17 protein-coding genes and 1 pseudogene are annotated in these 20,162 nt (G+C 52.0%); 3 read left to right on the forward strand and 15 right to left on the reverse strand.

Annotation, left to right across the window (positions count from 1 at the left end):
• Positions 1-7: 7 nt before the first annotated feature.
• Positions 8-841, reverse strand: coding sequence for an MBL fold metallo-hydrolase (locus tag NSU14_RS30410; protein ID WP_076243498.1), 834 nt, complete (start codon positions 839-841; stop codon positions 8-10).
• Positions 842-1,276: 435 nt separating this feature from the next.
• On the opposite strand from NSU14_RS30410, the gene NSU14_RS30415 reads away from it, so the two are divergent.
• Positions 1,277-1,840: a hypothetical protein gene (locus NSU14_RS30415; protein WP_336102918.1), complete on the forward strand. Its 564-nt coding sequence runs from the start codon at positions 1,277-1,279 to the stop codon at positions 1,838-1,840.
• 695 nt (positions 1,841-2,535) lie between these two features.
• Positions 2,536-2,697: a hypothetical protein gene (locus NSU14_RS30420; RefSeq protein ID WP_340948275.1), complete on the forward strand. Its 162-nt coding sequence runs from the start codon at positions 2,536-2,538 to the stop codon at positions 2,695-2,697.
• On the opposite strand, the gene NSU14_RS30425 is transcribed toward NSU14_RS30420, so the two are convergent.
• The 9 genes from NSU14_RS30425 to NSU14_RS30465 all read right to left on the reverse strand — a co-directional run bounded on the left by NSU14_RS30425 (position 2,694) and on the right by NSU14_RS30465 (position 9,695).
• Positions 2,694-2,858 (reverse strand): hypothetical protein, encoded by a 165-nt coding sequence (locus NSU14_RS30425; RefSeq protein WP_156118508.1) that lies wholly within the window; start codon positions 2,856-2,858, stop codon positions 2,694-2,696. The two genes, NSU14_RS30420 and NSU14_RS30425, sit on opposite strands and share 4 nt — an antisense overlap.
• Before the next feature lie 87 nt (positions 2,859-2,945).
• Positions 2,946-3,395, reverse strand: a complete 450-nt coding sequence (locus NSU14_RS30430; RefSeq protein ID WP_042132890.1) for a hypothetical protein — start codon at positions 3,393-3,395, stop codon at positions 2,946-2,948.
• 71 nt (positions 3,396-3,466) lie between these two features.
• On the reverse strand, positions 3,467-4,384 hold the full coding sequence (locus NSU14_RS30435; protein ID WP_042132889.1) for an ABC transporter ATP-binding protein: 918 nt from the start codon (positions 4,382-4,384) through the stop codon (positions 3,467-3,469).
• The gene (locus NSU14_RS30440; RefSeq protein ID WP_042132887.1) at positions 4,377-5,390 is read right to left on the reverse strand and encodes an ABC transporter ATP-binding protein; all 1,014 of its coding nucleotides are present in this window, start codon (positions 5,388-5,390) and stop codon (positions 4,377-4,379) included. The genes NSU14_RS30435 and NSU14_RS30440 overlap by 8 nt, the downstream gene beginning before the upstream one ends.
• Positions 5,391-5,404: 14 nt before the next feature.
• The gene (locus NSU14_RS30445) at positions 5,405-6,250 is read right to left on the reverse strand and encodes an ABC transporter permease (RefSeq protein ID WP_039300005.1); all 846 of its coding nucleotides are present in this window, start codon (positions 6,248-6,250) and stop codon (positions 5,405-5,407) included.
• Positions 6,251-6,254: 4 nt separating this feature from the next.
• Positions 6,255-7,205, reverse strand: coding sequence for an ABC transporter permease (locus NSU14_RS30450; protein WP_076243496.1), 951 nt, complete (start codon positions 7,203-7,205; stop codon positions 6,255-6,257).
• An 87-nt stretch (positions 7,206-7,292) separates the two neighbouring features.
• Positions 7,293-8,912: an ABC transporter substrate-binding protein gene (locus NSU14_RS30455; RefSeq protein WP_042132884.1), complete on the reverse strand. Its 1,620-nt coding sequence runs from the start codon at positions 8,910-8,912 to the stop codon at positions 7,293-7,295.
• A gap of 121 nt (positions 8,913-9,033) precedes the next feature.
• Positions 9,034-9,480, reverse strand: a complete 447-nt coding sequence (locus tag NSU14_RS30460) for a peptidylprolyl isomerase (RefSeq protein ID WP_042132882.1) — start codon at positions 9,478-9,480, stop codon at positions 9,034-9,036.
• A complete protein-coding gene (locus NSU14_RS30465; protein WP_042132881.1) occupies positions 9,477-9,695 on the reverse strand; it encodes a hypothetical protein in 219 nt (72 codons plus the stop codon). Before NSU14_RS30465 ends, NSU14_RS30460 begins: the two co-directional genes overlap by 4 nt.
• A gap of 235 nt (positions 9,696-9,930) precedes the next feature.
• Between NSU14_RS30465 and NSU14_RS30470 the strand changes: the two genes are divergently transcribed.
• On the forward strand, positions 9,931-12,093 hold the full coding sequence (locus NSU14_RS30470; RefSeq protein ID WP_340948276.1) for a glycosyltransferase family 2 protein: 2,163 nt from the start codon (positions 9,931-9,933) through the stop codon (positions 12,091-12,093).
• A 446-nt stretch (positions 12,094-12,539) separates the two neighbouring features.
• On the opposite strand, the pseudogene NSU14_RS30475 reads toward NSU14_RS30470, so the two are convergent.
• The 5 genes and pseudogenes from NSU14_RS30475 to NSU14_RS30495 all read right to left on the reverse strand — a co-directional run.
• Positions 12,540-13,526: pseudogene (locus NSU14_RS30475) on the reverse strand (AAA family ATPase); the annotation flags it as partial.
• A 55-nt stretch (positions 13,527-13,581) separates the two neighbouring features.
• The gene (locus NSU14_RS30480) at positions 13,582-13,992 is read right to left on the reverse strand and encodes a hypothetical protein (RefSeq protein WP_340948277.1); all 411 of its coding nucleotides are present in this window, start codon (positions 13,990-13,992) and stop codon (positions 13,582-13,584) included.
• A gap of 117 nt (positions 13,993-14,109) precedes the next feature.
• The gene (locus NSU14_RS30485; protein WP_340948278.1) at positions 14,110-14,388 is read right to left on the reverse strand and encodes a holin; all 279 of its coding nucleotides are present in this window, start codon (positions 14,386-14,388) and stop codon (positions 14,110-14,112) included.
• On the reverse strand, positions 14,381-15,238 hold the full coding sequence (locus NSU14_RS30490; protein ID WP_340948280.1) for an N-acetylmuramoyl-L-alanine amidase family protein: 858 nt from the start codon (positions 15,236-15,238) through the stop codon (positions 14,381-14,383). The genes NSU14_RS30485 and NSU14_RS30490 overlap by 8 nt, the downstream gene beginning before the upstream one ends.
• A 471-nt stretch (positions 15,239-15,709) precedes the next feature.
• Positions 15,710-20,161 carry an LPD38 domain-containing protein gene (locus tag NSU14_RS30495; RefSeq protein WP_340948282.1) on the reverse strand — a complete coding sequence of 1,484 codons (4,452 nt, stop codon included), beginning with the start codon at positions 20,159-20,161 and terminating at the stop codon, positions 15,710-15,712.
• Between the last annotated feature and the right edge of the window lies 1 nt (position 20,162).

The following is a 20,162-nucleotide window of genomic DNA, read 5'->3' on the forward strand; positions in this document are numbered from 1 at the left end:
TGCAGCGTCAGTCTTCCGCTTCTCCGGCCAGCTCCTTCGCGATCAGCTCCTGATTGCTGCGGTGGAAGTTGGACATATTGCGCGGGAACGCACAGCCTTCGATCAGAGCATCAACCGTTTCCTGGATGCCTGAAGCTACAGCCGTACGCATGTTGTGGATATACTTCAGGCTCTCTTCCCTGCGCCGCTCCAGTTCTACGCTGCTGTCCGTTGCCTCCCCGTGTCCGGGGACCAGCAGCGTGAACGGGTGCCGGGCCAATATCTGCTCCAGCTTGCCGAGCGTTGCTTCGTAAGCCAGACTGCTGTCGTAGATATAGGGGAACTCCACGTCAGACAAGTAGTCTCCGGCAATGAACAGCCCGGCAGACTCCACTATAGTAAATAGCCCATCATCCGTATGGCCCGGCGCAGCATATCCCGTCAGCTTCAAATCCCCGAATACCAGCGTCTGCCCATCCTGCTCCATCACATGATCCACCAGCGGATACGTGATTTCATAGTCTCTCCTGAGATAATAACTATCTTCGAATGCCCGGATCTGTTCAAGAATATCTTCGCGTTCCCCGGCGCTTTTGTCCGCGAATGCCCTGCTTGCGATGACTTCAGCTTCCCTGAAGGCCCCATATCCGATAATATGATCGAAATCAGAATGAGTGAATAACAGGAACAGCCTTCTCGCGCCAAGGATGTTGTCTACATATCGCCGGATTTCCTCCACCTCACGGGGCAGCCAGCAGGGATCGGTTACCAGCACACAATCGTCCGTCTCCATAACAAGTGAATTCGTCATGTACAGATCACTTTGGAACAGAGTGACAGGGCCACGCTTCCATCTAAACATCAAATACCTCCCAAGGGACATTACCCCCGCATTATAGTTTACGATTCTTATCCTACGACTATTCTACATCTAGTGTTTCGGTTGAAAAAGGGCGTTGTTACTCAACAAACGAAAGAAAAGTAGATGTATCCAACTTTTTTAGTACGCTTCGCATATCAATATTATGAAATCCTTATATTTCTTTACAATATATTTATTTACATTTTCCAGAAACTGGAGTAGTATACACCTGTACTTAAAATACCATTTTTTAGGAGTCAATTAATTTAAAGTGAAATCGATTTTTTTACCATTACTGTGTGGAGTGTTTTTCCTAACTAGCGCTACGGCTTCAATGGCCGCACCTGGTAACAATTCAGAAGGAAGTGTCGCAGCGAAAAATGCTCCATATGTATCCACAACCACCACTGAGTTAAAGACGGCGTATCGGGTCAGGTGACGGACACCAAAACTTATGTACTGCAGCCAGGGATGGAATCCTATGGTAAAATATACACAGATAATACAAAAACCGATGTCATCACAACGAAAACCGATGGAACTGTATATCTAAATAATGTTAAAATTGAAGACACGCAAATTAAAACAAGTCCAAGTTCAGGCGGAATTCAAATACTTGAAGCAGGGGGCGATAAGGGGTCTTGTTATTACGATAACTATTCTTCTACCGCTGGTGGTACTTTTTATGCAGCAACTTACCAACATTATGACTATGGTCCAACTGGAAGTAACGTAAGTAAGTACTTTTCGCAATCTAATTCACAAGCATCAGACTATAAAATGTATGTTAATTCTTTTTCTGGATCTCTAAGCTCGTTGAAAGCTTTTCAGTATGCAGCTAAAGCGGCTGGAACTGCTGTAATTATTTCTTTAGCTGCAATTCCAGGACTTATTGCATCGGCTCCAGCTTTTGCTGCTACAATTTGGGGGGGTTATAATTCAAACAAGGATTGTGACTCCGCTATAAATAATGCTTATCAAACATTATCGGCTATGTAATTGACCTAGAACCAGCGAAGTGACAATGAAGGGGGTTCGCCAAATTAGGTTCCACCTTCATTGGATTCTCCAATTGCTCTAACAGTTCCTGAATGGTATGCGCCGGAACTATACAAGCTTGGTGATAAACTAGCTAGTATAATTACAAAGCAGAAGGGAATTTTCGGTGGAACAAACGGTTTACTATGTGACTATTTTATGTGTTAATTCTGTTGGTTTGATTTATGTTATTTATAATTGGATTAAATATAGATTTACCAAAAAGAAAGATATAAACTCGTTTATGCTTTTTTTATTGAATTTTTTCACTCCAATGATTCCATGGGTAGTAAAACTTGAAGACGTAAATATGAATCTTTTGCTCCTGTTTATATTTTTAAATTTTTCCTTTTTCTTAATAAATCTCAAGATAAACAAAAATTAGAATAAAAAAGCACTTTATTGTTGCTCAAGTCTTTACGGTGAAATTTCACCGTAAACGACTTGAGCTTTTCATTTTGTATAAAAAATAGATAGCCTCATTCAAAAAAACAGTCGTGAAGGAACTGCGTGAATTCACTTCGCGATTTAACCAGTACTTTCATAATCGATATTTCGATTCAGTTTTGTACGAAGAAATGAAAACTTAACTAGTGCCCCTTCCGTGATCATAGTTGGGAAAACGGGTAATTATACGTAAATCCAACTCTCTCGAGGTGAGCGGCATGACTATTTTTGTTCGTGATTTAACTCAGGAAGAAGGCAACCGCCTTCTGCGGATTGCCCGCAAAGGAGCCGATCCGGTTCAGGTCCGTCGAGCTTTGCTTATTCTGGCCTCTGCTCAAAAAATGAAAGTCCCTGAAATCAGCCGGCTTTAACTGCTTTCCTCTTCCTTCACAGTTTGCGTCAACCATCCATCACAAACGGTTTTATCAAAACTTCTGTTTATATTCTTTGAAATCAAATTTCCCGGTTTCCCGATCAACAGCGACAGACCAGTATCTTTTATGAAATGCCCCACAGTTTCTGTATTCATCATGCAAAAAGCCCTCCGGCACAAAGCCGAAGGGCTAATTCTTAACATACACATAATTATGCAGCTTGTCTCTGCTGCTCAGCTCCGCTGTTACCGCTGGATCGGCTCGATCCGGTAAGTAGCGTTGCCGCCATCTGCGGCTGATCCGCCGCCGGTAATCTGCCAGCCGAAGGATAATACATCCTCCAGCCGTTGCTTCTGTGATTCCGATAACACCGCTTCGACTGCTTCGCGGCCTTCCTCCAGCTCCAGCTTCGGCTGGGTGCGGAGTGCAACGGCAATCCAGCTGCGGATGCCGCGGATCGTGTTGTATTTGATCTGGTAGCCTTCGGTCACGGCCTGACGGAACAGCTTCGGCTGTTCACCAGCCAGCGTAGACAGCTGCCCGTAATCGAACTCGTATTCACTCTCGTCGGCAGGCAGATCCCCTTCGGCAACCCGCCGCAGCAGTTCTTCATCGGACCAGCCCAGAGAACGCAGCGATTCCACCAGCAGGGCGTCCCATTGCGATAACTTTACCTTGTTCTTCGTTTCTGTCATTATAGATCCTCCTTATCCACATAAGTGCTCATATCCTGATCATTTGATCATTGCTCAGACATTACCTGAATTCAGTCCGTAAAATCTCCAGCCACGTAATGCCCCGGGCTGACTTCCCGCAGCACAGCGGCTTCCTCATCCCCGCGCGTTACCGAGTAGGCATCCAGCCGGATTCGCTGGCTGGCCTTCAGCGGGTCCGTCTCCAGAATGGAAGACAGCAGCGCCTTGGTATACGGATGCTGCGGATTGTCATACAGCTCATCGCTCTCCGCAACCTCAACGAGGCGGCCGCCGTACATGACGCCAATCCGGTCAGAGATATGCCGGACCATCGACAGGTCATGGGCAATGAACAGATAGGTCAGTCCGAATTCGGACTGCAGATCCTCCAGCATATTGACGACCTGGGCCTGCACGGAGACATCCAGCGCCGAGATCGGCTCGTCGCAGACGACGAACTCGGGCCGGACCGACAGCGCCCGGGCGATGGAGATCCGCTGGCGTTGCCCGCCGCTGAACTCATGCGGGAAGCGGTAGAGATGCTCTCTTTTGAGTCCCACCTTCTCCAGCAGCTCCGCCACGGCTTCCTTGCGCTCTCCGCCTGGGTAGAGTCCATGAATCCGCATCGGCTCACTGATCAATTCCAGCACATTCAGGCTGGGGTTCAGTGAAGAGTACGGGTCCTGAAAAATCGACTGAATCCGTCTGCGGAACGGCTTCAGCCCTTTCTCGCCCAGCTTGCCCAGCGGCTGCCCGTCATAGAATACCTCGCCGTCCGTATAATCGTACAGGCGGAGCAGACAGCGGCCAACCGTTGACTTGCCGCTCCCGGATTCACCCACCAGTCCGAAGGTCTCGCCCTGGCGGATCTGGAAGCTGACGCCGTCCACGGCCTTAAGCACAGCCGTATCACGTCCCCGCATATCCTTGCCTTTGGAGAAATGCTTCTTGAGATTGTTCACATCTACGAGCACCTTGCTCTCACTCACCGGAATCCCTCCCCACTGTAACTGCCGCCTGCTGCTCTGCACCTTCAGCCAGCCAGCACATCGAGCGGTGGCCAGGTGCAAGCTCTACTACCGGCGGACGTTCACTGCAGCGGGCAAAAGCATGCGGGCAGCGGTCCATAAACGGGCAGCCGGGCGGCGGATTCAGCAGATCGGGCGGTGTGCCTTCAATCGGAATCAGCCGCTCCCGCGATCCGCCGCCGCGCTTCGGAATCGAACGCAGCAGCCCTTGTGTATAAGGATGCTGGGGACGATAGAAGATATCCTCCACCGTGCCCTCCTCCATCACAAGTCCGCCATACATCACAATGACCCGCGTGCAGACCTGGGCCACGACACCGAGGTCATGGGTAATCAGCGCTACCGCTGTATCCGACCGTTCTTTCAGCTCCTTGAACAGATCCAGAATCTGCGCCTGGATGGTTGCATCCAGCGCTGTGGTCGGCTCATCGGCAATCAGCAGCTCCGGCTGGCAGGAGAGCGCCATCGCGATCATGACCCGCTGGCGCATGCCTCCGCTGAATTCATGCGGATACTGCTTCAGGCGCTGCTCCGGATCACGTATGCCAACCTGGCGGAGGATTTCCGCCGCCTCGGCATACGCCTCCGCTTTATTGAGTCCGCGGTGTCTGCGGATAACTTCGGTTAATTGCTGGCCTATTCTTTTGACCGGATTCAGCGAGGTCATCGGGTCCTGAAAGACCATCGCGATCCGGTTCCCGCGCAGGGTCCGCCACTGCTTCTCCGTGAGTCCCTTCAGACTCTCGCCGCGAAACTCCAGTTTCCCGGCAGTCATGCGGCCCGGCGGCGTGATCAGGGACATGACCGCCTTGGCGGTAACGCTTTTGCCGCTGCCGGATTCTCCGACAATCCCCACCGTTTCACCGGCATCTATATGGAAGCTAACGCCGCGGACGGCCTGATTCTCGCCGTCCCGGGTAGCAAATGAAACCTGCAAATTCTCAACAGTCAGCAGCCGTTCAGTCATGATGTTCCACTCTCCTATCTCCGGATCAGCTTTGGTTCAAAGCCGACCCGCAAAATATCACCCAGCACATTGAAGCTCAGAACGGTCAGCAGGATCATCAGCCCCGGGAACAGTGCCAGATAAGGCGCCTCTGCAATATACCCCTGCGCGCTGTTCAGCATGCTGCCCCAGGTGGCGTTCGGCGGCTGTACCCCGAAACCGAGGAAGCTCAGCGACGATTCCATCATAATGGCCGACGCAATATTATTCGTCGCGCCGACGATAATCACCGGCACCAGTCCCGGAAGGATATGCCGCCAGATCATACCGAAGGAGCTTTGGCCGGAAGCCTTGGCGTACAGCACATATTCGCGTTCCTTGATCGTAAGGGTCTCCGCGCGGACGACACGGGCTACGTTCATCCACATTAATAAGGCAATAATAATAATCAGGTTGCCGATGCTCGGCTTCAGGTAGACGCTGAGCAGCAGCAGGATCAGGAAGGACGGAATGGACATGATGATATCCAGCATCCGCATCAGCAGATTATCCAGCCAGCCGCCGAAGTATCCGCTGATCACACCAACCATCACACCCACGAAGGTAGCCACGATCATGGAAGCAAACCCGACCAGCAGCGAGACACGGCCGCCATATAGCGCTCTGGACAGATAATCGCGTCCATAGTCATCCGTTCCGAACAGATGTCCGGCGCCGGGCTTGGTGAGGCGGGCCATGGCATCCATGGCATTCGGATCATATCCGGACAGGAAGGCAAAGATGGCCCCCAGCGTAAAGATAGCCAATACAGCAAGAGCAGCGACACCCAGACCGTTCGTAAACAGCTCTGATTGTAGATTTTTCCATTTACTGCGATTCATGAGGTCACCCCTTTAATTTAATTCGCGGATCGACAAAGCTGTAGAGAATATCTGCCACCATATTACCGAGGATCAGCATTAAGGAAGAAAATAAGGTGATCCCCATAATGACGGGATAATCCATTCCCTTAACCGCCGTCATCCCCAGCGACCCGATGCCCGGCCAGGAGAATACCGTTTCGGTGACGATGGCCCCGGCCACCAGATCCCCCATCGACATCCCCAGCAGGGTAATGACCGGCAGCAGCACATGCTTCAGGACATGACGGAACAGGATTGTCGATTTCTTCGAGCCAAAAGCGTACTGGATCTGCACATATTCCTCTTTCAGCTGACCAATGGTGCTGGAGCGGATATAACGCACATATCCGGCCAGGAAGCCGAAGGCCAGCACCGAGCAAGGCAAGATCCCGTGCTTCAGTACATCCAGCGGCGATTCCACGCCAATCGTGCGCATCCCCATACTCGGCAGCAGATGCAGCTTAATGGCGAACAGATACATCAGCAGGATCGCCAGCCAGAATAACGGAATGGAGATCCCTACATAGGAAATAAAGTTAATCAGCTTGTCTGCCCAGCGGTTGCGGTTCGCACCGGCCACGAGGCCTAGCGGAATCGCCAGAATAACCGCCAGCGCAATGGCGCTGCCCATCAGCCCGGCTGTTGCCGGCAGACGTTCCAGAATCTGTCCCAGCACCGGCTGGTGATTGATCAGGGAATATCCGAAGTTGCCCTGCACCATTTCCTTGATCCAGATGAAATATTGAATATAGGCAGGCTTATCAAGCCCCAGATTATGGCGGATACGCTCAATATCATCGGCATGCATATTGGGCGTAACGAAAGACAGCACCGGATCTCCCGGAGCCAGCTTAATCATTGTAAAACACACTACGGATACAAAAAACAGCATCGGCAGTGTTTGCAGCAACCTTCGGACGATGAGTTGTCTCATACGCAGCTTCTCCCAGCTCTTGACAGGCAAAAAATAAGCTGGAAGAACCCAGCTTATTTTTTTGCCTTGCTTATTTTTTGGGGCAGATTATTTCTGGTAGATCTTGGACAGGTCTTCGAAGATAACGACCGGCTTCAATACAGCTTCATCAATGCCGCCGTAGTTCTTCGATACAGCTACAACTGTTTTAGTATACGCGATCGGGTAGATCGGTGCATCTTCAGCGACAAGCTCCTGCGCTTTCTTGTAGATCTCTGCGCGTTTTGCCGGATCAGCTTCGCCTGCACCGTCATTCATCAGCTTATCAACTTCACTGTTCGAGTAATGCGAGTAGTTGGAAGAGCTGTCTGTTGTGAACAGAATACGGTAAGCATCGGGATCATATCCCATGATATAACCGGTCAATGCCAGTTCGTAGTCGGTAGATTTCAGATCAATGAACTTCTGCACCCAGGCCGAGGAGTCCATGTTCTGCAGTTCCACTTCCACGCCGACAGCCTTCAGCTTCTGCTGCACATACAACGAGATTGCTTCCTGTGCCTTGTTACCGCTCTGTACAATGTAACGAAGCTTCAGGTTGCTCTCTCCGGCAGACGCCAGAAGTTCCTTAGCCTTAGCGGCATCATTGTCAAAACTAGTTACTTCATTTGTGAAATACAGCGCGTCCGGAGTCAGGAATGACTTCGCCGGGTCAGCATATTCACTGGAAGTGTACGCTGTCTGGATCAGCTCATCGCGGCTGAGGGCCAGGGACAGGGCTTGACGGACTTCTTTTTTGGCGAGGGCGCCGGTATCACTGTTCGCATTGAACATCAGATAAGCCAGACGGCCTTCGCTATAAGGCAGAATTTCGAAATTGTTCGTTGCCTGAATGGTAGCTACATCCTTAGGATCAAGATACTGCACGTTGATCTCGCCGTTCTGCAGGGCAAGGTTCGCAGCATTGGTATCCTTGGCAATCCGGTAAGTTACAGAATCCAGATGCGGTTTGCCGCCGAAGTAGTTATCGAAGCGTTCCAGTGTCAGGTACTCACCGGCTTTGTATTCTTTGAATTTGAAGGGACCGGAACCTACTGGAGAAGCGTTCTTGGTGCTCTTCTCAATGTCGGTTTCATTCTCAAAAATATGCTTTGGAATCGGGAATACCTGTACCAGTGTCGCTTCAAAAGCCGGGCTGACCTGCGGAAGCTGGAAGTCAACAGTCAGATCATCCACTTTAACCGCTTTGATGGCTTGGTCGCCGATCAGGAAGTTGGCTCTCAGGAAGCTGTTCTGCTTCTCGTCGAGAATGCTGTCAATGGTGAACACGATATCATCCGCCGTAAGCTTCTCTCCGTCATGCCAGGTAAGTCCATCCTTAAGCTTCAGTGTGTAAGTAAGATTATCCTCCGAAGGTGTCAGGCTCTCTGCCAGGTAGAAGGTCTTCTCCCCGTTATTCACCTGGAACAGCGGAGCATACAGTGCCTGGTCAATCGTCAGACTGACACGGTCACCCGCATAGTTCGGATTAAGTACAACCGGATCAGAAGCGACCCCTATAATCAAGCTTCCGCCATCCTTCGGTTCGCTGGCAGCGGGCTGCTGCGTTTCCGCCGGTGTCTGGCTTGCACCCGCATTTGTCGATGCCGCGTTATTTCCATTAGAGCATGCACTAATCATTAGTGTTAGTAGAACTAGAATGACAACCCCTGATATCCCTTTACGCATTATCTCTCTCCTCCATGTCTATGAGCAATCTCACTCGTTGTGAAAGTTATTATATATCGGAATAGTCGGGATTACAATGTATTAATTTACCACCTGTGAAAGATTGAACAACCGCCTGCTGTTACAGCTGAGGAATACCGGCATCCCATACGCTGATCTCCTGTATGATATCCCCGCGCCGCAAGGCATCCGCATGCTCCATCCCCTCTATTACTCTGCCGAACACCGTATGCCAGCCGTCAAGATAATCGAACGCATCGTAGCAGATAAAAAACTGGCAGGAGCCCGTGCCCGGCCCGAAATGGGCCATGGATAACGCCCCGCGCACATGTTTATGCGGATTGCCTTGCGTTTCACAGGCGATTTTGTCCGTGCCGCCCCGGCCGGTACCCTCCGGACAGCCTCCCTGGGCGACAAAGCCGCGGACAACGCGCTGAAAAGTCAGACCGTTGTAGAAGCCGCTGTTCGCGAGCTTTTCAAAATTGGCTACGGTTCCGGGGGCCTCCTGGTCAAATAATTCGAGCCGGATCTCTTGTCCTTGCTCCAGTCTTATTAGAGCCAGCTTCATAAGGTCTCCTCCGCCTCTCCGGCTGCAGTGCCTGCGGGAACGCCGATATGAGCCACGGTCTTGGCCGCTTGCTCAGGCGCATAGATCTCCTGTACATCCTCGTCCAGCAGCGGCCGGAGTTCTCCATCCGCAGTATGCAGAAAAACCCCGGCGCGCGGATTCATCGCCAGGAGCAGGTTGATTAATTGCTGTACTTTTAACGGTGACTTGTCCATCCTCTCACTCCTGTCCTGCAGTCTGCAGAATGTCTATACCTGTCTATGCGGTATTGTACAACAGCTCTCAGGCAGACACCAATCCATATATTTCCTCTCAGGTCTCTATTTTTTGAAAAACCGGGATTAGTCCCGTACTTCTCTAAATATATTGAATACATATAATTCATATCATCTATTTGCGAATCCAAGGGGATGTTCTATTAATGTTGATCTTATCCTGGAGTGGCCTGCTATGAATGAGACCCGAACCCGGGTTCTGCTGGGCAGCCCGATCCATCAAAAACCGGCTATTCTCGAGCAGTTTCTGAACTCTCTGCTGCGTCTGAACCTAACCAATATTGAGCTGCATTTCTATCTGATTGATGACAACCCGGACGAAGCTTCGAGTCAGCTGCTGCAGCAGTTCACCCAGAGCGGCAGAACGGTCTTCCTGCAATCCTCAGGGTTTCATGATGCTTATATCCGCGATGATACGACCCATTTCTGGAATTCCAATCTGGTCTGGAAGGTGGCCGGGTTCAAGAACCTGATGATCCGGCGGGCTGAAGCCTTCGGCTATGATTATCTGTTCCTGATCGACTCCGATCTAATCCTTCATCCGGATACGCTGCTGCATCTGATCCATACGGGCAAGGACATTATCTCCGAGGTGTTCTGGACCCAGTGGCAGCCGGGTACTCTGCTGCAGCCGCAGGTCTGGATGCATGACGAATACAACCAGTGGGAGGTGCTCCCGGGAGAGCAGCTCCCGCCTGAAGAGATCAACCGCCGCTTCCACGCCTTCCTGATGAAGATGCAGCAGCCGGGAATCTATGAAGTCGGCGGGCTCGGCGCCTGCACCCTGATCAGCAGCCGGGCCATCGCTTCCGGTGCCAGCTACGACCGGATTCACAACATCTCCTACTGGGGAGAAGACCGCCATTTCTGCATCCGTGCAGCGGCGCTTGGCATTCCGCTGTATGTCGACACCCACTACCCGGCGCTGCATCTCTACAGGGACAGCGACCTGCTCAAGGTGCCGGAGTTCATCCGGCAGACTTCGGGCGCGGAGGCTGGAGCTGGGCTGGAGTCGCCGGAGACGGGGCGATGTGACGGGGAATCGGAGCGGGATGCGCGGTATAGGGCGGAGCTTGAGCGGGAAGGGAAGGGCGAAGCGAACACAAGGCCGGATGGGTGGCACGAGGCGAAGCGGAGCGATGCCGAGTTAAATGAGGCAGAGCTAGGGCCCGAGGCGCGGAATGCGCCGGGGGCGGGACGGGGCGATGCGGAGACTGCGCGGGAATGGCGGAGTGACGCGGAGCTTGAGCGGGATCGACAGCTCGCGGCGGGCGCTCAGGCCGGCGGCGAGGAAACCGCTGCGCGCGAGGTTGCGCCTTCGGACAGCGGCGGCGCGGCGGACGGTTCAGACATGCAGAGCGCTGCCGATGCAGCGCCCGTGGATAAAAGAGCGCTGGATGCGAGCGCGGAGTGGGATGCGCTGTGGACCGAGGCGGAGGCCCGGCGGCGCTTGTCCAAGGAGCCGCTGCCAGAGGGCGGCGGCGAGATCCCGCTGCCGGGCGCCGGACTGGCGGCGGGCGCTGATGCGGCGGCGGACGGAGGCGCTGACGCGGCAGACGGTGCAGTTGCAGCAGGGCGGGGCGCTGAGCATGAAGCGGCGACCGGCTTCTCCGGAGCGGCGGCTAATTCAGCAGCTGTCCGGCGGCCCAAGCTGACGCTTACGATGATCGTCAAGAATGAGGGCTCGCGGTTTCTGCGGCAGGTTCTGCAGGAGCACCGCAAATATATCGATGAAGCTGTCGTTATCGACGACGGCAGCACGGATAACACAGCGGATATCTGCCGGGAGGTGCTTCAGGGCATTCCGCTGCATCTGATACGCAACAACGTCTCCAGATTCAGCAATGAATCCGAGCTGCGCCAGCAGCAGTGGGAGGCGGTCCTTCAGACGAATCCGGAGTGGATTCTGAGTCTGGATGCGGATGAGATTTTCGAGGCCGGATTCCCGGAAGAGGTGGATGCCTTGCTGCGTACGGACAATTGCGACTTGTTCTGCTTCCGGCTCTACGATTTCTGGGACGATACTCATTACCGAGAGGATATGTACTGGCGGTCCCATCAGAGCTACCGGCCGTTCCTGCTCCGCTACCGGGAGGACTTCACTTATCTCTGGAACGATCTGCCGCAGCATTGCGGGCGGCTGCCGGAGAATATTTTCGAGCTGTCCCATCAGTTAAGCAATCTGCGGCTGAAGCATCTCGGCTGGTCGAAACCGGAATACCGGCTGGAGAAATATCTGCGCTATATGCTGCTGGACCCGGACGGCCAATACGGCTGGAAGGAACAATACCTGTCTATCCTCGACCAGCATCCCCATCTGATGCCCTGGAGCGAGTAGGCGGCGGGGATAGTAGAGCTTAGAGCTTCTATATAAACCACACTTAGGATTTCGGACAAACAAGTAACCAAATATCGCTGCTGAGGCAGTGCTCCCGCCAAGCGGCTAATTGGACTTTGAAGTTCATTCTGTATGTGGCAGGTATACAGGTAACAGGTATAAATGTTGTAAATATTACAACCCGGATTCATAAATAACTGTTTATGCGGGAAGATTGTTGTATGAAATACAATAATCCTTTCAGTTAGCCGCTTGCAGAAGATGAAATGCTGCATTTCCTGCAACAATTCTCGATTTCGGCTGATTTATTGAAGAAAATGTTGTATTTTCTGCAGGATTTAAGTCAAACGTCACAAGAAAAGCGTCCAGCCTTAAGGCGGAACGCTTTTTTCTTTGCGGATTGCAGTTGGTGCCTTACGGAGGCATCGGCCGGGTCAGTTTACATTTTACAGCGAGCCAACCGTCTTCGCAGATTCCGGTTTCACTATAGTAACAGTCAGCTCACCCTCGGCTTCGTCAACCGTCATCACTGAGCCTTCCTCTGCTTCTCCGGCGATCAGCGCACGCGCCACCCGGGTCTCCAGGCTGCGCTGGATGAACCGCTTGAGCGGTCTTGCGCCGTACACGGAATCAAAGCCTTCCTCGGCAATGAAGCGGACGGCCTTGTCGCTCAGCGTAAGGCCGATGCCCCGCTCTGCCAGGCGCAGGCGGAGACCGTTCACCAGCTTAACCACGATCTGCTGGGTTTCGACCAACGTCAGCGGTTTGAACATCACGATATCGTCCACCCGGTTAAGAAACTCTGGGCGGAAATGGCCGCTCAGCTCCTTCATCACCCGGTCCTTAACCGCTTCGGTCAGCTCACCGTTGTCATCGGTGCCCTGAATCAGATGCGGCGAGCCGATATTGGAGGTCATAATGATGATGGTGTTCTTGAAATCGACCACCCGGCCCTGCGAGTCGGTCAGCCGCCCGTCATCCAGCAGCTGCAGGAGAATGTTGAACACATCCGGATGGGCCTTCTCCACCTCGTCCAGCAGCACAACAGTGTATGGCTGGCGGCGCACCGCTTCGGTCAGCTGGCCGCCTTCTTCATAGCCGACATATCCCGGGGGAGCACCCACAAGGCGGGAGACACTGTGCTTCTCCATGTACTCCGACATGTCAATACGGATCATGCCGTCCTCGCGGTCAAACAGCGATACGGCCAGCGCTTTGGCCAGCTCGGTCTTACCGACACCGGTCGGCCCCAGGAACAGGAACGAACCGATGGGGCTGTTTGGGTCCTTGATGCCTGCTCTTGCCCGGAGCACAGCATCCGCCACCAGCCGGACGGCCTCATCCTGGCCGACTACCCGTTCATGCAGCGTATCCTCGAGCCGCAGCAGCTTATCCCGCTCGCCTTCCACGAGGCGGCTGACCGGGACTCTGGTCAGTACACAACTATTACAAAATATGAAAAAAGGCCTGCCGGTTAATGGGTAGGCCTTACTTATTTTTGAGAGCATCACCTAAGTCTGCAGTGTACTGCGTGAGTCTTAAACTGATCTCCGTCCTCATCACATCCCGGGTCATTCCAAATCGTTCCTGGTAACCTCTGAAAAATACCTTGTTGTACGTAATGAATTCATCCTGCGTATCTTCGATCACTTTGATGTTTCGCTTCTTTAGCTCCCGCCGCAGATCATACACATCCTGGATGATGCGCTTTTGAATGTACCTGCCGGTGGTAAGGTAAGCTCTGCTCAGTACGTTGCCAGACAGCTCAATCTCTTTCATGCTCTTGGCAACCATCGTATCTATGTAGGGTAAAAGTATCAGGTCCCGGATCATCGTTCGCTCAATGTCTGTAAGCATATTGCCGAGTGGCTTATCTGAATAGCTCATATATTCGCTCATAATCTCACCTCAATGCTATTATATGCGAACGTCAGTTCTTTTATCCACAGTAAAAAAGCCCCTGAATTAACAGGGGCTGGACCGATGCTTTCGGATTTGAGATTAGTATATCATGTACTACTTAGAATTTCCAGTGGTCCCAGGATTGTTCTTGTGCAGTTCATACAAACCGGTGGCAGAGAATCCAGCGATAGCTCCAGCCCATAGACGGTAAACCAATTCCAAGTCGGTGAATTTATACGCTGCTGCACCTATGCCTAAACCGATCACAATACCGATTACCGGAATAAGGTTCTTCGGAAGAGTAATAGTCGCTTTCACGCCATTCAGCACGACAGTAACGAATACAGTAAGGGCAGTCGCCAAAGCAAGTACCTGATTTAATGCATCATTCATTTGTCACACTCTCCTTTGGATAAATTAACACTCGTTTGGTGTTGATGGCATCGGGGTCCAAGAATACGCCGCGAACCACGCCAAGGTCCCGGAGATCGGTACCTTTAATGTAGCTGGTGCCATCGTAGATCTTTGTCTCAACCTTTGTGTCACCGACATAGACACTCCGCAGTGCGTAGGACCAGCGCGCGCCCAGGGCGTTCAGGATTAGCTTAGCTGGCACCCAGCTCTTCCCTTCGATCAGCAGGCCCTCGTATGGCGCATCGTTCAGAATCACGTCTACCGGATATGTTCCGGCCGGGGTAACTCGAACTCCGTATTTCACGCCCAGGTATTCGCAGATCCCTTGTGCCATCGCCACAGCAAGACGATTCTGGAACTCTTCATTAAAGAGCAATTCTTCTTCGGCAGGATTGGTTAAGAATCCCGGCTCGATCAGGCAGGCTGGCATTGTAGTGTTTCGGCAGACGGACAGGTTCTTAAACCGGCATTTGCGGTCGGTCAGACCAGTCACGGACATCAGGTATTTATGGATGATCGTTGCAAATGGTTTGTCCATGTCCTTCGTGTACAGCGTCTCAGAGCCTTTAGCAGATGGTTCCCCGGCATTGGCATGGATAGATAGGAACACATCTGCCGCTGCCTTGTTGGCGATCTTGGCGCGGTCTACAAGATCCACGAATACGTCTGTAGAGCGCGTGAGGATTACATTAATCTCCGGGTTCTTTTTCAGCAACTCATTGACCTTCAGCACCATGGATAGGTTGAAGTCCTTCTCAAGCTTCTTGGTTGCGCCTACTGCGCCGGAGTCTTTTTTGCCATGTCCGGCATCAAGTATGACTGTCTTCATCGGGTACCGCCTTTCCGGGGCGCTTGCCCCCTGTAATCTCATTGAAGATAAATCGTAGTTCTTCGCTGGCAATTTCTTTGAACGCCCAGCACCACGGTACTCTTTTTGGGGTAGAAATGGCTCCCCGCCTAGTTTTGTGATCTGTTTGATTGTCCACGACTTAAACTGAACCTCCTCACTCTGGAAATATGGAAAATGCCTCTCCAGGTAATTTCTGAAGAGGCGCATTCCACTGATTCGTCCAAGTTGATACACAGTAAATATAATCAATCCGTCCCATTTGAAGTTATCCGCAGTTTTGTACAGGAAGTACGGTAAGTCGTATAACAGATACTGAATTATTGCTAACATTGATCCTCACCGCCGGGGCATATAATTGATTTGCGACTTCATCCCCATTTAATGAAGCTATTAATTGTAGAGATTTATCGGTGAAGTCAATCTGCAGGTACTCAGATTCGTCATATTCGATCATTTGATTACCCCGTACTCTTTCAGCGCCGAGTTGATATTGATATAGATTTCGTTGATCTGCTGCTGTATCTCCCGTAGTTTCTCCGTACGCTGCTTGTCTGTCAGTGATTTATCAGCGGTGATTTCCTTCTTGTAATCCCGCAGTCCGGCAAGCTCCTTCGATACCGACCCCTTCGCAGTCGAATTTAGCGCCTTTCTCAGGTCATCATCAAACCAGGAAGGTAATTCTGCCCCGGCCTCGTTGTAATCAGCGTATGCCTGATTTAGCTTATCCTTCGCATCGTAGAAGTCATCGGTCAGCGTATTGCTGAATTCCGGATCTATAATGAAGTTCTTCAGCAGCGTATTCCGGACGTTTCCTTGTCCGAGGTCAGATGTCAACGGAAGAACCAAACGGGCCAAGTCACCGCCGTATGCCTTGATGATGTAATCCACCTTCTGAGGCGACATGTCCAGCGTCTGGCCCAACTTCTTAGCTACAGCACTGGTCCGTTCATCATATTGGTACGGTCTGCTGCGGTCCTGAAGGGACTGAGATACGATAGGCGCACCGGTGAAACTCTGGTTTGCTACAGAGGCAACAAACGGCGCGGCCACTGTTGAATTGACCACCCCAGCAATACTACCCTCTGCTCCACCACCCTTTGTTGCTCCTTGCAGCGCACCGGTAACAAGTGGAGGTGTCCAGGCATTCGCTAATGCGTCCATTGTCCCCTTGAAGGCAGTTGGATCATTGTCCTTGAAATACCTTAAGGCTTCGATTGTCGCCTCTCCAAAGCTGTTATAGGCTGGCTCCATCGGTATCTTGGTGAATGTTCCATCATCATTTTTGTTGACGATCAGGAACCGCATTCTTTCCCGGGCCGGGAGGTTCTGGTAGTCCGGATCATCACCGAATTTTGAATACTCATAAAGTTTCGGAAGCACTGCTAGTGTGCCGATTGCGGCCACAGTCCGGACGGGATTATTTTTGAATGCCCGTAGTACGCGGTACGTACCCTGTACAGCGGCATTGTTGTAAGGCACGAATGCTTCAATGTCCCGGGTAAGTGCTCCCTTGCGGCTGAAGTTGACAGTGATTTCTCTCCCGGCGCTCATGGCCTGCCGAATATTCTGCGGCGTGATCTGGTTGCCCAGGCTCTGACGTTCAATCTTTGATGCGGCAATGCGCGGTGCATTTTCAGCGATATTACCTATCCCTTCAAGTATCTTGAAAGGCGCCTTTACAGCTTTGACTCCAATTTTAGCAGCATTCTGTGGTGACAATTTTGGGTATCGTGTCATATCAGATATGCCGGTGTCTAAGCGCCGATCACCTTTAAGGGATGCCGTGTATCCACCACCTGCCCGGCGGTACTCCTGTGCCCAGTTACGCAGTCCTTTAATACCTAGCGAGTCACCAATACCACTGAAGATTGAATAGATCGTGTATGCAATCTGCTTCGGCGGGTTTTTGGACTGTATCGCCGATTGTGCAAGGTCCATCGTTGCCCCTTTGATCGCAAAGGCAGGGGCCAGCAGACCGGTTGCGCCGCGTTTTGTCGCGTTTGAAAATGCACTCATGGTGTCAATAAGGATATTTGAAGCCTGCGGACCCATGCCGATCAGCGTTTTAACGATCTCCGGATCTTCTACCTTTATGTGTACCGGTTCCCCGTTGACCATAGCCCGGACCACGTTGTCACCGTCCACCTTGGCAGTGCTGAACAGGTCCTTAAAGTCTGCATCCAGCGCTTCTAAGAAATCGTCCTGACCGCCATTGGTGAGCACATCCTTAAGATTAACCTTACTCTTCGGCTGCTTGATGATCTCAGCAACGCCTTTGAATGCCTCCGGATCTCGCTTGATTGCATCCACCATGGACTGCATCGTCCGGTTACGGAGGGCCGCATTGGTCCAAGCGCCTACGGATTCAATAGTTGATTTTCGCGGGTCTACTATATTCCGGACGGAGCCGGTAGGGCTGACCTGCTGAATTGGTGCTTTCTGGCCGCTGAATGAAGACTTCGTTGTCTTCTGGATGAAGTTCTTCCCAGGCTTCTCTGACCGAAGGAACTGCCGGCGCATTGGTGAGTAGTTCGGATTCTTCTTCCGCAGCGCATTGTAAAGTTCATTGGATAGCAGTCCTTCTTTTACTCCGATCTCCCGCAGCACATTATCATTGAATTTATCCCATTCCTGAGCGATCTCTTCAAACCCGGGATAGCGTGAATTCAATGTGTCGATGCGCTGCTGCACCTTGTCCGGAGTCATATCAAGATTCTCAGCATATACTCGTTCCCCACGGGCCATACGGGTTTTAGCATGTCGCAGCGTAAGATAGTCAATAAAATTCTTGTCCTGGCCCCGGGCCACTTTCTTGAAGATATCATTTAAGCTGCTGCCGATGACCTCCCCTTCAAGATTCACAAATTTGTCACGGACAACGGTATTTGCAAGGTTGTTGGCCCGGGTTGCGTCCATGGCTGATTCATAGGTGTCGCTGCTGATTCGCTTCAGTGGGTCCAAGTTATCGACAAGGTTCTGATAGGTCGCCCGGGCCTGCGCTGTCGCTGCCTGCTTGATGCCTTGCTTGTCGTTCTTGATGCCGCGGCGGACAATCTGATCTGCGGTGTCTACCGGGCCAGTGCCGACTCTTGCTGAACTTCCTCCGGATGAGATACCTAATCCCTGATCGCCAAATAGGTCCGTGAACATGTCTTGGCTCTGTGGTTGAGCATTTACGTCTGGCGCCGCATCTACAAGTGGAGTCTGTTCCCTTACCGCTGGCTCTTGCCTGCTGATGGACGACACTTCCGGAGGTAGCTTCGTCTGATCAAACTGGCCACTTTGGATATAGTCGATATCCTCTTGAGTCAGGTTGTTAATGCGGTTCATGATGTCCTGCTCCCGGCTGATCGGCTGCGAAGGAATATTTTCCTGGGTGAGCTGCCGAGGTGATGAAGACACTGGAACATCCGGAGTACCAGTTATCTCAGCGCGTGGTGTTCCTCCGGCGCGTCCGGCAACCGTCTGTGGTGCTGCTGCCGGGCTGATCACCTGTGATGGGTTACGGTCCGCGATGCTCCGGACTGGATTGCCCACGCCAGCCACTTCACGCATTTCTTGATTGGACCGGGCAGCGCCAACCATCCCTCTTTGTGGTACATTGGTACGCTTTGGATACGCCAGATCAACCAGTTCCTCTAAGCCCGGATCGTTGCGTTCAGCCATCTGAGACCATAGGTTTTCAAGTTCAATATCCTCTCGTCCCGGGCTGAATTCACGCTTCTGCGCCTCTCTGATGAGGTTCTCGAACTTCTGTCTATAAACATTCGTCTGCGTTGCCCGGCGCGCCACAGTAGGCCCCACAGCATTACCCTGCGGCAATCCCAGCGGTTCCGGAGTAAAGTCAGACGGGTTAATTATAGGATCAGTTCCGGCCGGCACACTGGCACGTTCAGCTGCCGCAGATTGACGGATGGTTCCGCGTCCCTCCGGAAGTGCAAGTACTTCAGCAATCGTTTCTTCAGGAACTCCTTTGTTCCGCATAAATGTAGCTGCCGCCGTGCCGCCTGCAATCCCCAATCCAGCACCGGCCAATGTGTACTTACCGATATCCGCCAGCCTGCCGCCAAGTGATTGCTGTTGTCCGGATGCTTTCTCTTGTAGTTCGTTTGCCGTACCCAGCGCAGCCCCCAAGCTTCCTACGCCGATCCCGCCGCCCACAGCTTTACCAAGCAGAGGATTCTTGATGCCTGACGCTGCAAGACCTCCAGCGCCAATACCTAAATCGGTGAGACCGCCAAGCGCCGCTGATAAGCCCACATTTTTAAGGCGCTGCGGCACACTCTGTTGTTGTCCACCCAGGTACTCTGCAGCCTCTTGGTTAGCCTGACGTGGTAATTCAAACGCCGCACCCGCAGCAGTACCGCGAATCAAACTCTGTGTTATCTTAGGCAAGGACTTGATCAAAGGATCTACTGCAGCGCCTGCGGCCTTGTATGCTGCCTGACCGCTGACCAGGGAGCCGAGCACATCTGCTGCGGCCCCAGCTGCTCCAAGGTTTTCAGAACGCTCTCTTTTTTCTTTTAGCTCGTCACTATATGCTTTAGGTCCGAATTTCTCAAACAAGCGATCCACAAGGTCAGTTCCGCCGAATGTCGTGGCGTTCGCTGCACGGTCCGTAAATGCATTGACGTTATCCAGGACTTTGCTGAGTGTGCTTTTTTCTTCTTTTTTGGGTGCTGGTTCCGGCGTAACAGCACGGCTATAGGTAGGAAATTCCATTGGCTTTTCACCGATCCCCACTCCACTGAGCGTACTCTTCAAGATAGGATTAACGGTTACTCTTTCAACATCCGGCGTTTCAGTAACTTTCCGATTGCGATATGCATCAAAATCAAATTCCCCTGTTCCTGAAGTAGTCACGCCGCGCTTCTTGCGTAGTGCATCGAAATCAAGTGTCATG

Source organism: Paenibacillus sp. FSL R10-2771, from assembly GCF_038000205.1.
Taxonomy (GTDB): domain Bacteria; phylum Bacillota; class Bacilli; order Paenibacillales; family Paenibacillaceae; genus Paenibacillus_AQ; species Paenibacillus_AQ phytohabitans.

Coding starts and splice junctions, on each gene's coding strand:
- NSU14_RS30410 (WP_076243498.1), bottom strand. CDS start 841: ATGTTTAGATGGAAGCGTGGCCCTGTCACTCTGTTCCAAAGTGATCTG.
- NSU14_RS30425 (WP_156118508.1), bottom strand. CDS start 2,858: ATGATGAATACAGAAACTGTGGGGCATTTCATAAAAGATACTGGTCTG.
- NSU14_RS30430 (WP_042132890.1), bottom strand. CDS start 3,395: ATGACAGAAACGAAGAACAAGGTAAAGTTATCGCAATGGGACGCCCTG.
- NSU14_RS30440 (WP_042132887.1), bottom strand. CDS start 5,390: ATGACTGAACGGCTGCTGACTGTTGAGAATTTGCAGGTTTCATTTGCT.
- NSU14_RS30445 (WP_039300005.1), bottom strand. CDS start 6,250: ATGAATCGCAGTAAATGGAAAAATCTACAATCAGAGCTGTTTACGAAC.
- NSU14_RS30450 (WP_076243496.1), bottom strand. CDS start 7,205: ATGAGACAACTCATCGTCCGAAGGTTGCTGCAAACACTGCCGATGCTG.
- NSU14_RS30455 (WP_042132884.1), bottom strand. CDS start 8,912: ATGCGTAAAGGGATATCAGGGGTTGTCATTCTAGTTCTACTAACACTA.
- NSU14_RS30460 (WP_042132882.1), bottom strand. CDS start 9,480: ATGAAGCTGGCTCTAATAAGACTGGAGCAAGGACAAGAGATCCGGCTC.
- NSU14_RS30465 (WP_042132881.1), bottom strand. CDS start 9,695: ATGGACAAGTCACCGTTAAAAGTACAGCAATTAATCAACCTGCTCCTG.
- NSU14_RS30470 (WP_340948276.1), top strand. CDS start 9,931: ATGAATGAGACCCGAACCCGGGTTCTGCTGGGCAGCCCGATCCATCAA.
- NSU14_RS30480 (WP_340948277.1), bottom strand. CDS start 13,992: ATGAGCGAATATATGAGCTATTCAGATAAGCCACTCGGCAATATGCTT.
- NSU14_RS30485 (WP_340948278.1), bottom strand. CDS start 14,388: ATGAATGATGCATTAAATCAGGTACTTGCTTTGGCGACTGCCCTTACT.
- NSU14_RS30490 (WP_340948280.1), bottom strand. CDS start 15,238: ATGAAGACAGTCATACTTGATGCCGGACATGGCAAAAAAGACTCCGGC.
- NSU14_RS30495 (WP_340948282.1), bottom strand. CDS start 20,161: ATGACACTTGATTTCGATGCACTACGCAAGAAGCGCGGCGTGACTACT.